This is a genomic window from Luteibacter sp. RCC_6_2, assembly GCF_041360655.1.
GTDB lineage: Bacteria > Pseudomonadota > Gammaproteobacteria > Xanthomonadales > Rhodanobacteraceae > Luteibacter.
In genome coordinates this window covers 24,799-36,928 of record NZ_JBFUPQ010000001.1, presented here as the reverse complement: position 1 = coordinate 36,928, position 12,130 = coordinate 24,799, and the positions used below count along the sequence as shown (strand labels likewise).

The 12,130-nt window shown below is 64.6% G+C and carries 12 protein-coding genes; 9 read left to right on the top strand and 3 right to left on the bottom strand.

Going from position 1 to position 12,130, the window contains the following annotated elements; translation table 11 throughout:
- Positions 1-2: 2 nt before the first annotated feature.
- The 7 genes from AB6730_RS00185 to AB6730_RS00155 are packed head-to-tail and all read left to right on the top strand — an operon-like array spanning position 3 to position 7,600.
- A complete protein-coding gene (locus AB6730_RS00185) occupies positions 3-1,235 on the top strand; it encodes a glycosyltransferase (RefSeq protein ID WP_371021643.1) in 1,233 nt (410 codons plus the stop codon).
- A gap of 12 nt (positions 1,236-1,247) precedes the next feature.
- Positions 1,248-2,690: a lipopolysaccharide biosynthesis protein gene (locus AB6730_RS00180; protein WP_371021642.1), complete on the top strand. Its 1,443-nt coding sequence runs from the start codon at positions 1,248-1,250 to the stop codon at positions 2,688-2,690.
- Positions 2,687-3,562, top strand: a complete 876-nt coding sequence (locus AB6730_RS00175; RefSeq protein ID WP_371021641.1) for a glycosyltransferase family 2 protein — start codon at positions 2,687-2,689, stop codon at positions 3,560-3,562. The genes AB6730_RS00180 and AB6730_RS00175 overlap by 4 nt, the downstream gene beginning before the upstream one ends.
- Before the next feature lie 11 nt (positions 3,563-3,573).
- Positions 3,574-4,782, top strand: a complete 1,209-nt coding sequence (locus tag AB6730_RS00170) for an O-antigen ligase family protein (RefSeq protein WP_371021640.1) — start codon at positions 3,574-3,576, stop codon at positions 4,780-4,782.
- A complete protein-coding gene (locus AB6730_RS00165; protein WP_371021639.1) occupies positions 4,775-5,284 on the top strand; it encodes a serine O-acetyltransferase in 510 nt (169 codons plus the stop codon). The genes AB6730_RS00170 and AB6730_RS00165 overlap by 8 nt, the downstream gene beginning before the upstream one ends.
- Positions 5,281-6,102 carry a glycosyltransferase gene (locus tag AB6730_RS00160; RefSeq protein WP_371021638.1) on the top strand — a complete coding sequence of 274 codons (822 nt, stop codon included), beginning with the start codon at positions 5,281-5,283 and terminating at the stop codon, positions 6,100-6,102. Before AB6730_RS00165 ends, AB6730_RS00160 begins: the two co-directional genes overlap by 4 nt.
- A 16-nt stretch (positions 6,103-6,118) precedes the next feature.
- On the top strand, positions 6,119-7,600 hold the full coding sequence (locus AB6730_RS00155) for a right-handed parallel beta-helix repeat-containing protein (protein ID WP_371021637.1): 1,482 nt from the start codon (positions 6,119-6,121) through the stop codon (positions 7,598-7,600).
- A gap of 37 nt (positions 7,601-7,637) precedes the next feature.
- Here the strand turns inward: AB6730_RS00155 and AB6730_RS00150 are convergent, their stop codons facing one another.
- From AB6730_RS00150 to AB6730_RS00140, 3 genes are read right to left on the bottom strand one after another with little or no spacing between them, the layout of a single operon-like run.
- Positions 7,638-8,846 carry an acyltransferase family protein gene (locus tag AB6730_RS00150; protein WP_371021636.1) on the bottom strand — a complete coding sequence of 403 codons (1,209 nt, stop codon included), beginning with the start codon at positions 8,844-8,846 and terminating at the stop codon, positions 7,638-7,640.
- Positions 8,822-9,799, bottom strand: coding sequence for a UDP-glucose 4-epimerase GalE (galE, locus tag AB6730_RS00145; RefSeq protein WP_371021635.1), 978 nt, complete (start codon positions 9,797-9,799; stop codon positions 8,822-8,824). Before galE ends, AB6730_RS00150 begins: the two co-directional genes overlap by 25 nt.
- 54 nt (positions 9,800-9,853) lie before the next feature.
- Positions 9,854-11,305, bottom strand: coding sequence for an undecaprenyl-phosphate glucose phosphotransferase (locus tag AB6730_RS00140; protein ID WP_371021634.1), 1,452 nt, complete (start codon positions 11,303-11,305; stop codon positions 9,854-9,856).
- Positions 11,306-11,487: 182 nt separating this feature from the next.
- Here AB6730_RS00140 and AB6730_RS00135 point away from each other — a divergent pair, with 182 nt between their 5' ends.
- Complete coding sequence (locus tag AB6730_RS00135; protein WP_371021633.1) at positions 11,488-11,613, top strand: hypothetical protein; 126 nt, start codon at positions 11,488-11,490, stop codon at positions 11,611-11,613.
- A 102-nt stretch (positions 11,614-11,715) separates the two neighbouring features.
- Positions 11,716-12,048, top strand: coding sequence for a hypothetical protein (locus AB6730_RS00130; protein ID WP_371021632.1), 333 nt, complete (start codon positions 11,716-11,718; stop codon positions 12,046-12,048).
- Positions 12,049-12,130 lie beyond the last annotated feature (82 nt).

The following is a 12,130-nucleotide window of genomic DNA, read 5'->3' as shown; positions in this document are numbered from 1 at the left end:
TCATGACGATCCTGTTCGTCCTTCCCGAGTTTCCCAAGTATTCGGAAACCTTCGTGATCGACCAGATCGTGGGCTTGCTCGACCGCGGCTTCGATGTGCGCATCCTCGCCATCAGCCGCGGTCCCGAGCCCGCACCCGGAGACATCGTGGCGACCCGCGGATTGATGGACCGCGCCACCTTCATCTTCGACCATTCCGCCAGCGCGTCACGCGGCTGGCAGATCCTGCTGCAACGCCTTCGCCACGTGGTGCCGGGCCTGCCTAGCGCGCGGGTGCGACGGGCCCTGTCGATTCGACTTTACGGCCATGCCGCGAAGTCGCTGGTGCTCGCCGGCGCCGTGCGGCGCTTGCGCGAGCCGCTCAAGGCGGACGCGATCATCGCGCACTTCGGCCCCACCGGCGTGCTCGCGACGAACCTGCGTACGCTGGGGCTGATCGAGGGACCGATCTATACGGTGTTCCACGGCTACGACCTGTCGCGGCACAGCGTGCTAGCGCGCCACGCCGACGACTACCGGCGCCTGTTCGCCAGCGGTGAGCGGATGCTGCCGATCAGCACGCGATGGCAGCGCAAGCTCGAGGCGCTGGGCTGCGCGCCGGAGAAGATCCAGGTCCACCGCATGGGTGTCGACCTGGACAGCTTCCGTTTCCAACCCCGCACGAACGATGCGCCATCGCCGTCGCGGCCCTTGCGCGTGCTGAGCGTCGCGCGGTTGGTCGAGAAGAAAGGCGTGACCTATCTCTGCGAAGCCGTGGCACGGCTCGCGAAGCGCGATGTCCCCGTCGAGCTGGAGGTCGTCGGCGACGGCCCGTTACAGCAGGAGCTGGAGCGTTTCGTCGCACGGCACGGCCTGGACCAGCGTGTCTTCATTCGCGGCCGCCGCGACAAGGCCTATGTGCAGGACGCGCTGCGCCGTGCCGACGTGTTCGCCCTGCCCAGCGTCACCGCCGCGGACGGCGACCAGGAAGGCATTCCGGTGTCGCTGATGGAGGCCATGGCCAGTGGCGTGCCCTGCTTGTCCACGGTGCACAGCGGTATCCCGGAGTTGATCGAGGACGGCCAGTCGGGCTGGCTGGTGCCCGAGCGTGACGTGGATGCGCTGGCCGACAAGCTCGCCCGCATCCAACGGGGCGAATACGATCTGCCGGCGATCGCGGCGACTGCGCGCGCCACCGTGGAATCGCGCTTCAACCAGAGCCGGTTGCACGACCAGCTCGCCGCGCAACTGGCCTAGGAGCGCATGCCGATGCCCTCCGCCAGACGCGATGCCCTATGGACCGTCGGTTCGACCGTCATCAGCGCGGCGAGCCAGCTGCTGCAGATCGCGGTACTGGCCCATCACGTCGACGCGCACCTGCTGGGCGCGCTGGCGATCGTCAACGTCGTCAACGCGATCGCCACCTTGTTGCAGGACATGGGCCTCAGCAGCTACCTCATCCACCGGCAAAGCATCACCCGCCACGAGCGCACCTCGTTGTACATGATCAGCGCGGGGCTGGGCCTCATGTCCGCGCTGGTGCTGTTCGGCATCTCCTATGCCGTGGCCTATTTTTATGGCTCGGACGTGCTGGGTCACCTGTTGCGGCTGTCCACGGTGAATTTCGTGCTGCTCGGGTTGGCCGCGCAGTACCAGGCGAGCCTCATCAAGACCTTCCAGTTGCCCCGGCTGGCACGAATCGAGGTGATCGGGCGCCTGTCCGGCCTGGGCACCCTGTTGCTGCTGGTGCTCCAGTTCGGGGCATCGATCGAGGCGGCCGTCTACGCGATGATCGTGAACAGCCTGGTGCGCCTGGTATGTTTCGTGGCCGTGGCCGATCGCGACTGGCACCCTGGGCGGGGCTACGACCGTGGAATCATCCGCCAGGCGCTGCGCTATGGCGCGTTCCAGCTCGGCTCCCAGGTCATCAACCAGCTGCGCAGCCAGGCCGACCAGATCATCCTCGGCAAATTCCTCGGCCTCGCCTCGCTCGGCGTGTATTCGCTGGCCAAGGAACTGGTGTTGCAACCGACCAAGCTGATCATGCCCGTGGTCCAACGGCTCGCCCTGCCCCGGCTGGCGACGCGCCAGGACGATCCGCTGGCGTTGCGTCACGCCTACCTGGTGGGACTGCGCGGGGTATCCGTCTTCAGCAGCGGCGTGTTCATCATGCTCGCGGTGTTCGCGCCGCCCGCGGTGACGATCCTCTACGGGCATCGTTACACCGGCGTCGCCGAACTCATCCCGCTGATGCTGCTGTTCGGCATGCTGCGCCCGCTCGGCTCGCTCATCGGCGCCCTCAGCCAGAGCCTGGGCCGTTCGGATATCGAGTTCGCCTGGAACCTGAAGATCGGCGGCATCACCTTGCTGGTCAGCGTGCTCGGCGCGATGTCGCGCTCGCTCGAGGTCATGGCGGTGGCGCTGGCGATCAGCCAGCTGCTGGCCACGGTGCTGTCCTACTACTTCTTCTCCTCGAAGATCATCAGCCTCACCGCGCGCGAATTCTTCCAGTCATGGACGGTGGAGAGCTTCGTGCCCTACGCCTTCCTGATGCTGGCCGTCTTCATCTACCAGGGCGACGACTGGAAGGCCAGTGCGGTACGCCTGGCGCTGGTGACGCCGCCGCTGTTGTGGGTGGTATGGCGAAGCCGGCATACGCTCCTGAACCGGCATCCACAGACCCAACGCATCCAAGGAACGAGGCCGACATGACACCCCTGGTGAGCGTATACATCCCCACCCGCAATCGCTCGGCGCTGCTGCGCCGGGCGGTCGACTCCGTACTGGCCCAGACCTATCCGGAGATCGAGGTCCTCATCTGCGACGAGGCCTCCACGGACGACACCGCCGAGGTCGTGGCCGACTATGCCCGCCGCTATCCCGGCAAGTTCACCTACCTGCGCAACGAGACGCCGCAGGGCGCATGCCGTGCGCGCAACCGCTGCATCGAGCAAGCCATCGGCACCTATGTCACCGGCCTCGACGATGACGACCTGTTCCATCCGCAGCGCATCGCATGCCTGGTGGACCTTTATCGCCGCCATTCGCCGTCGTTCGCTTGCAGCCGCTTCAAGTACTTCCAGGCCACGGCGCAGATCGATCGCTTGCGCGAGCGCCGTTTCAGCGAAGCGGAGCTGGGCAAGGTGGACAAACTCACCCTGCCAGCGCTCCTGTACGCGAACCTCGCCGGCAACCAGGTGCTGACCGAGTTGTCGCGCATGCGCGAACTCGGCGGCTTCGACGAGTCGATGCCCTCGTGGCAGGACTACGACATGTGGATACGCCTCGCCGACCGCTACGGCACGGCCGTGTGCACGCGGCAACTGCTTTCCTTCGTCGACGACGACCGCTCGCGTGCGCGCATCCGCAATTCCAGCCGGCGCGCCGAGGGCAGCGAGCGCTTCATCGCCAAGCACGCGCGGCTGATGAACGCGGACCAGCAGCGCAACCACCGCAACATCCAGTACGTGATGAACCGGCAACGACCGCCCTTGGGCGAGATCGTCCGCAACATTTCCCTCGGAGGATACAAGTCGACCTTGAAGGTACTCCTGCACAAGTTCTTCGGCGTGGCGATCGGTTGACGCGAATGACGATGTTGATCAACCGCACTCGCGCCGCGGCCGTCACCTTGATGGCCATGATCTTCGTGCAGGTGCCCTTGACGCACAGCACGAGCAGCAAGTCGCATGTCAACGTCTACCACGTGCTGCTGCTGTTGATGCCGCTGCTCTACCTGCCGGCCGTGCGCTACCTCAAGCTGAACCCGGCGACGGCCTTCATCGCGACGATGATGGGCACATCCCTGGCCGCGGCGGCTTCGTACGGCGGCGGCATGCGCTCCACGCTGATCGTGTTCGTGGCCGCGGCGTACTTCCTTGGCGTGGTGTTCGGCCGCAAATTGCAGGACGTGGAACTGCGCAAGATCTTCGTGTGGATACTCGGCTGCTGCATCGTCTTCATCATCCTGCGCGACGCCGTCTACGCGGGGCAGCTGGGCGCGGTGTACGCGCGCAGCGAGGGCGCCTCGGGCATCCTCTACATGTCCACGGGCGGGCGCAACATCGAGGCCAGCCTGCTCGCCCTGCTGTCGATCCTCCTGCTCGGCACCCGCGTATACCCGATCGCCGCCGGGATCGCGTTGCTGACCAGTGGGATGATGCTTTCCCGCGCGGGGCTGCTCGGTGCCGCGGTATCCATCGGCATCGCCGCCTATCGCACGCGCAAGACCCGTCACTATTATCTGTATACCTTCCTCGGCATCGCCATGATGGTGCTGATCGGCGGCCTGGTGTTGTCGTCGGTCATCGACATCCCCGTGCTGGATCGCTTCAACCTCCAGGCCGAGACGCAACTCGAACACAAGAACGTGGGCCGCCTCGCGCTGTGGAACAGCGCCGCCGCCGCGCTGGAGCAGAACCTGCTGGGCTATGGGGTGGGCAACGGCGTGCCCTTGATGGAGCAGATATCCGGCCTGACCTTCGTCGAGAACAACGTCCATAACATCTACCTGCAATTCCTGCTCGAAGGTGGCGTGCAATCGCTGTTGCTGTTCCTGGCGCTGGTGCTGCACATCCTGTTCCGTCCGGCCGAAGGGCAGCAACGCAACATCAAGGCCTTCCTGCTCTGTTACCTGATGCTGGCCTTCATCGAGTTCAGCGGGTACGAGGCCTATTTCTGGTTCTTCGTCGGCATGTTCTATGCGCGTACCGACGCGCGCCGTGCGCAGGCGCGGATCGACGCCACCGCCGCGCGAAAGGCTTCCCCGCTGCCGCCACCCCATCCGGACCCGACCCATGCTTGACGATTTCCGCGCCGACGTCCGCCGCCTCCGGTCCCTGCCCGGCTACCGGGGCATGCCGTGGTGGATGCTCGACCAGTCCTTCTGGGTGATCCTCTGCTACCGCCTTGTCGCCACGGCCCGTGGCACGCGCCTGCACACTCCGTTGCGCGTGCTGGAAAAGGTCGCCGAATTCATCTTCAAGTGCTACCTGCCGACCACCGCGACGATCGGCCCGGGCCTGGTGATCTACCACGCCTTCGGCATCATCGTGAACGGCAAGACCACGATAGGCGCCAACTGCACGATGTACGCCCGCGTGTGCATCGGCAACCGCTGGCCGGGCGACGGCACCCCGATCATCGGCGACAACGTCATCATCGGCACGGGCGCCTGCATCTTCGGGCCCGTGGTCATTCCGGACAACTTCGTGGTGAAGGCCAACGAGGTCATCACCCCTTCCTCGCTGCGCGGCAGCACCGACCGTTCATCCCCCACCACGCCCCCCGCTGGAGCATCGTCATGAGCGCCGACGACGTGAGATTGTCGATCATCATCATCACCTGGAACGAACGGGAGAACCTGGAGCGCTGCCTGCTCTCGCTGATGGACAAGGTGGATTTCGCGCGCGACGAGGTGATCGTCGTCGACAACGGCTCGCGCGATGGCAGCGCCGAGTTCGTCGCCACCCTGCCGCAGATCCGCTACTTCCCGCTGGAACGCAACTTCGGCGTGGGCCCGGCACGAAACCGCGGGCTGTTCCTGGCGCGCGGCAAGTACTGCATGACCCTGGACAACGACACCATTTTCCTGACGGAAGACCCCGGCGCCATCGTCGATGCGTTCTTCCAGTCGCATCCCGACGCGGGCGTGGTCGGTTTCCAGTTGCTCAACGTCGACCGTACCCGCCAGGATTCGACCCGGCGCTTCCCGCGCTTCTACCAGCCGATCGCGGCGCGCATTCCCATCACCCGCCAGCTCGGTTTCGTCAAGCGTGAACTCGAGCGGCACCTGATGCTCGACACGCGCTTCGACGACAGCAACGATCCGCTCGAGGTCGACTATGTGCTGGGCGCCAACCAGACCTTCACCAAGGACGTCGCGGCCCTGCTGATGGGTTACGACGACCGGATCTTCTTCGGCCCGGAAGACGCGGAGTTCTGCGTGCGTACGCGCAAGATGGGCCTGCGCAACTACTACAGCCGGAAGATCTCCATCGTGCACGACTACAAGCGGCGCACGCGCAAGTTCTCGAAGTTGACCATCAAGCACCTCGCCGGCTTCGCCTACATGCTCAGGAAGCATGGTGGCGTCTACCGCTATTCATTGAGCGAGCGTCGCTGACGCCCGGAGGTACCGCATGCATCGTCGAACGTTTCTTAGCCGGTCGCTGTGGGCAGGGGCCGCCCTCGCCACGCTGCCGCTGGACGAGGTCTTTGCCGCCACTGCCGGCAAGAATTATTACGTGGACGGCGCGGCGGGAAACGATCGGCATGACGGCGGCAGTCCAGCCCAGGCCTGGCGGAGCCTGGACAGGCTCAACCAGGCCAGTTTCGGGCCCGGCGACAAGATCCTGTTCAAGCGTGGTGGCGACTACCCCGGCGTCTTCCAGCCGAAAGGCTCGGGCCGCGATGGCGCGCCCATCGTCGTCGATGCTTATGGGGAAGGTGCCCCGCCGCACCTGCACGCGGACGGGCGAACTCCTTCCACCGTGCGCCTGCAGAACGTCGAGTACTGGACGGTGCGCAACCTGGCCATCTCCAACCAGGGTCCGCAGCCGGGGGCCCGCCGCACCGGCGTGCACCTGTTCCACCAGGATTTCGGCATCGCCCATGGCATCGTGCTGCAAGGCCTGCACATCCACGACGTTAATGGATCGCCCCTCAAGCAGCAAGGTGGCGGCAGCGCCATCCTCGTCGAGGCGAAGGGCAAGGGCCGCCCCACGCGCTACCAGGACCTGAAGATCGTCGACAACACGATCGAGCGCAGCGAGCGCGACGGCATCCTCTTCCTCGCCGCCGGCAACCGCACGGGCGGGCTGGCTACGGGCGTGATCGTGCGTGGGAATCGCATCAGCGAAGTGCCCGGCGATTGCATCCTGGTCAAGGGCTGCGACGGCGCCCTGGTCGAACGCAACACGGTGAGCCACTGCGGTGAACTGCCTCGCGGCGAGGCGGCCGCCGGCATCTGGCCGTTCGACTGCGACAACACCCTGATCCAGTACAACGAAGTCAGCGACCACAAGGCCTATGCCGACGGCCAGGGCTACGATGCCGATTTCCGCTGCCGCAATACGGTGATCCAGTACAACTACAGCCACGACAACGCCGGCGGCATGGCCCTGGTCTGCAACGACGGCCGTGGTGGCGACAAGATCGGCAATACCGGAACGATCGTGCGCTTCAACGTGAGCATCAACGACGCCCTGCGCAAGACCGGCAGCGCTTCCCTGCGCATCTCGGGCCCGGTGGACGGCAGCCAGATCTACAACAACATCATCATCATTCCGCAGAAACCCATCGCCGACGCCGAGGTCACCGTGTTCAAGGCGACCAGTTGGAAAGGTGTCCCGAACAGCACGGCCATCCACGACAACATCGTCGTGGCGCCACGTGCCCCGGGCGTGGAGATGCAACTGGCGACACAGACGAAGCTCGGCGAGAACCACTTCTACGCCGGCAAAGGCGGCGGCACGTCCCTCGCCAAGGCCGACGACGCCATGCTCGACCGCTTCAGGACGCACCGCCCGTCGCTCGCCCAGGTCAACGCGCTGGTCAAGGCATGCTTCGCCAATGGCAAGCCCGTGCCCAACGCGCTGGATCTGATCGCGCGGCTGACCTGAGCCGGCTCGACCTGATCCGGCCGGTCGACAGGCCTGGTCAGCCCGCCGCGCCTTCCGCCGAACGAGCGTCACGCGCACGGCGTGCCGCCAGCATCTCGATCACCCGCTTGCCCAATGCCTGGCCCGGCACCTCGACGAAGCGATAGGTCACGCTCGACACCAGTACCGTGCCCGCCAGCGCGAGCACGGCCGTGGCCACGAAGTAGAGATCGGGGCTCAGGCGGTCGCCCGCGTGCACCGCCGCCAGTGCCTTGCGCGCCACTTGCAGCATGAAGAAGTGCGTCAGGTAGCCGCTGAAGCTGATCTTGCCGATGTGTTGCAGCGGGCGGTTCACCAGCCAACGGTAGGGCTGCCGGAAGAGGCACAGGGCCAGCAGCGCAAATGCCGCCGCGTATACGAACACCGCCCGCGGATCGTCCAGCCACTGCGGCGCGAGTGCCAGGATGGCCACCGAAAGCACGAACCAGCAGGCGTTCCGCCGCCGGTCGCCCTCGCGGAAGAAGACCGATAGTTTGCCGGCGTGGCCGAACATCACGAAATAGGCGCAGATGCCGAACAGGAAGACGGGCAACTGGTTGGGCAGCCATACGAACACGTAGCGCTGCCACAGCTCCGCGTCGTCGACCGGCGGGTGGCGGAGCAGCCAAGGCCAGGTAAGTACCGCGAGCAGCAGGCATGCCGCCAGCGCGGCCAGCGCCCGCGGAAAGCTTCGCAGCGCCAGGAACACCAATGGAAAGACGATGTAGAACGACATCTCGACGCCGATCGACCAGCCACCCGGCACCACGTCGTTGGCGCCAAGCAACCAGGCCGGGTTCCATCCGTTGGTGAAGCTCAGCGTGCCGAGTATCGTGCCCAGGGGCGGCAGCGCCTGCCCTTTCAGCAGCACGGGAACCAGGCAATACACACCGAACGCGAGATAGAACATCGGCGCGATGCGGAAAACCCTTCGCACATAGAAGTTCAGCCAGGGCGTGTCCTCACGCGTGCGCTTGCCCGCCGAGAGGAACAACGTGAGCGCGCTGACCACGAAGAACAACTGCACGCCGCGGGCGCCCTGTGCCGCATAGCGGCTCAGCCACGGCGACATCAGCGCCTGGTGGCCCATCGCCTGGTAGATTTCCACGTTACGCTGCGCATGGCTTAGCAGCACGCCGACGATCGCCAGGCCACGCAGCGCATCGATGAAGTCGAGCTGAACTTTCGGTTGGGCCTGCACGATCAGAAGCGCGGCTGGAGGTGCCACTGCCACGCGCTGGCGAGGATATCGTCCAGCACCGTGATCCGTGGTTGCCAACCGAGACGCTGGCGGGCTTGCAGGCTCGACGCCACCAGCGTCGCGGGGTCGCCAGGACGGCGCGGAGCGAACGCATGCGGCACCGGCCTTCCCGTGACGCGTTCGGCGGCGGCGATCACCTCGCGCACGCTGAAGCCCTCGCCGTTGCCGAGATTGAACGTGAACGCGCCCTCGTTCTCCTCGAGGAACTGCACGGCCAACAAATGGGCCGAGGCGAGATCGTTCACGTGGACATAGTCGCGCACGCAGGTGCCGTCGCGCGTGTCGTAGTCGTCGCCGAATACCTTCAGGGCGGCACTCTGGCCGAGCACGGCCTTCAACACGTTGGGAATGAGGTGGGTCTCGGGATCGTGCGCCTCGCCGATAGAGGCCGACGGATCGGCACCGGCCGCGTTGAAGTAACGCAGCGCCACCGACCGCAGGCCATAGGCACGCGCCGCATCGCCCAGCACCCGCTCGATCATCAGCTTGCTCTGGCCGTACGGATTGATCGGATCGGTGGGGTGCGACTCATCGATGGTGTCGCTCTTGGGGTGCCCGAACACCGCCGCCGTCGAGGAAAAGACCAGGCGCTGGATGCCGGCTTCGCGCATGGCGGCCAAGAGCACCAGAGTGTTGCCCACGTTGTTCCGGTAGTACTGATAGGGATCGATGACCGACTCTCCGACCAGGGACCGGGCGCAGAAATGGATCACCGCGTCGAACTTGTGCGTGGCGAACAATCGCCACAAGGTTACCGCGTCGCCGATATCACCATGAACGAACGGCACGTCGGCATCCACCGCTTCGCGGTGGCCCGTCGAAAGGTCGTCGTAGACGACCACTTCATGCTCGTTCGCGACCAGGTATCGCACCATGTGCGAACCCACGTATCCCGCGCCGCCACAGATCAGAAACTTCAAAGATTGCCTCAGTTCGCGATTGGAATGATGGGGGGACGCGATCGAATCGCGTCCCTAGCCTGTCTCTTCACTGGCCGTGCTGGCCGTGGCCGCAGGCATCGAGGGTCCGGCGGGAAGCGGCGCCGAAGCGTTCGCCTCGCTATGGATGAAGCCCTTGAAGATGGTCAGGAAGATGATGCGGAGATCGAACGCCAGCGACCAGTGGTTGATGTAGTAGAGGTCGTACTCGATGCGCTTCACCAGGTCGGTGTCGCCGCGCCACCCGTTGATCTGCGCCCATCCCGTGATGCCGGCCTTGACTAGGTGCTTGTGCATGTAGCCAGCGATCTCGCCCTTGAACTTCTCGACGAACATCGGCCGCTCGGGGCGCGGGCCCACGATGGACATGTCGCCGCGGAGCACGTTGATGAACTGGGGGAGTTCGTCGAGGCTGGTTTGCCGGATGAAACGGCCGAAGCGCGTGGTCGTCTTGCTCTGCGCATTGCCCCACTGGACATTCTTGTTCTTCTCCATGTCCACGGGCATGGAGCGGAACTTCAGCATCTCGAATTCCTTGCCGTCCAGGCCGACGCGAACCTGGCGGTAGAGCACCGGGCCGGGGCTGGAAAGCTTCACGCCGATCGCAAGGAACAGCATCAGCGGGCTGATCATCAGCAGGATGGCGCCGGCGATGATGCGGTCCTCGATCGCCTTCAGGATCCACGCATGCCCATGCAAGGGGCTTTCGCGAAGCGTGACCAGGGGCACGCCCGCGCAGTCTTCCATGCGGTGGTTGATCAACTGCCTGCCCAGCAAGTCCGGTACGAACTTCACCGTCAACACACGCTCGTCCATGCGATCGAGCACGTAGCTGATCGCGCGGTTCGCGCTCACGGGCAAGGCGACCAGCACCTGGTCCCACTCGCCACGATCGAGGATCTCGTCGAGATGCAGGAGTGAACCGGCCAGCGGCACGTTTGGCGGAACGCCGTGATCGTGGCTGGTCTTGACGTACGCGGTGATCTTCATGCCGAGACCGAGGTTGTCCTCGACCTGACGAACCATGTGGATGCCCGCCTCGGTGGCACCGATGAGCAGGCAGCGCTTCATGCCGATGCCGCGATGATGCAGGTAACGCAACGAGAGCACCGCGACGAGTCGCACCGATGCCATCAACGCGAGACCCAGCACGAAGGTCAGCGATACCCATCCACGCGAGTAGAGCTCGCCGACCTTGAGCAGGTAACCGAGCGCGATCATGCCCGCGAACGCGCTGGTCCACGATGCTGCGATGCACAAGAATTGGCTTACGGGGCGTTCGCCGAGAGGCTGTTCGTAGACCTTGAAGACGATCGAGGCCGCCAGCGTCATGAGCAGGAGAATGATCAGCGCAACAGCATATACGCTGCTCATGCTGAACGTATCGAAACGGACGGAGTAGGCCAGATAGGCCGCAGCGATCACGCAAAGGGGATCGGCGGCACGAAGCTCGAGATCCAGTAACGCATTGAATTTTGTCAGTTGCATGACATGTACCCTCTGCCGACGCGACAACTACCGGCCATGCCGGCGTGCCCAGGTACGTGCCCCCTGTAGGGCCGCCATGTCCTGTTCCTAGGAATCTGGATGGCCCAACACGTTTTCGACCGAACCCCGTTGAACGCCGGGTCCAGCCTGAAAGTGTTCGAACTTGCTTGTTGCGATGATGCATGCTGCATCGCGACGAAAATGCGGGCAATCCGGCAGCGTCGATTCTGCGGGGCGTGTCACAAAAACAGTTGCCGGAAACACCTGTTCAGCTGATTGCCTTGACCATCGACGAGGGATGGCAGTGAATGCAATGCGTACTGCGCGCACTCGCGCTCATTCATGAATGCGTTCATGAACGCGTACATGCATGTGGTACGCATCCTTCCCCTCGCACGGAGAACACGCCAGTGAGACGCCTACTTTTTGCATGCACCATCCTTGCCATCGCGGCACCGTTATGGGCGCAGAGCCAACGACAGCCCAATGAAGCCAATCCATCGAACAATGCGCAAAGCAACCCGCAAAACCCGCGTGTAGCGACGCCGAACCAGGCACATCAGGCCTCGAAGGGTTCGCTCACGCCCGCACGTGTCGGCCCGGGTGCGGCCGCCGTCGCAGCCGCGGCGGGTGCCACGGCGAACGACACCAACGGCACCGGCAACGACGGCACGGGCGGCACGGGAGGTACCGGCGGCACGGGCGGAACCGGTGGCACCGGTGGGACGGGAGGCACGCATTGATCTTCCTGAACGACAGTCTGGACGTCTAAATGTCCAATCACGTTCCAGTACCGTTAATAATGGATCGGTTTAAGTACGTCGA

Bases quoted from the DNA above. Each gene is read 5' to 3' on its own strand.
- AB6730_RS00185 (WP_371021643.1), top strand. From the start codon at position 3: ATGACGATCCTGTTCGTCCTTCCCGAGTTTCCCAAGTATTCGGAAACC.
- AB6730_RS00180 (WP_371021642.1), top strand. From the start codon at position 1,248: ATGCCCTCCGCCAGACGCGATGCCCTATGGACCGTCGGTTCGACCGTC.
- AB6730_RS00175 (WP_371021641.1), top strand. From the start codon at position 2,687: ATGACACCCCTGGTGAGCGTATACATCCCCACCCGCAATCGCTCGGCG.
- AB6730_RS00170 (WP_371021640.1), top strand. From the start codon at position 3,574: ATGTTGATCAACCGCACTCGCGCCGCGGCCGTCACCTTGATGGCCATG.
- AB6730_RS00165 (WP_371021639.1), top strand. From the start codon at position 4,775: ATGCTTGACGATTTCCGCGCCGACGTCCGCCGCCTCCGGTCCCTGCCC.
- AB6730_RS00160 (WP_371021638.1), top strand. From the start codon at position 5,281: ATGAGCGCCGACGACGTGAGATTGTCGATCATCATCATCACCTGGAAC.
- AB6730_RS00155 (WP_371021637.1), top strand. From the start codon at position 6,119: ATGCATCGTCGAACGTTTCTTAGCCGGTCGCTGTGGGCAGGGGCCGCC.
- AB6730_RS00140 (WP_371021634.1), bottom strand. From the start codon at position 11,305: ATGCAACTGACAAAATTCAATGCGTTACTGGATCTCGAGCTTCGTGCC.
- AB6730_RS00135 (WP_371021633.1), top strand. From the start codon at position 11,488: ATGCTGCATCGCGACGAAAATGCGGGCAATCCGGCAGCGTCGATTCTG.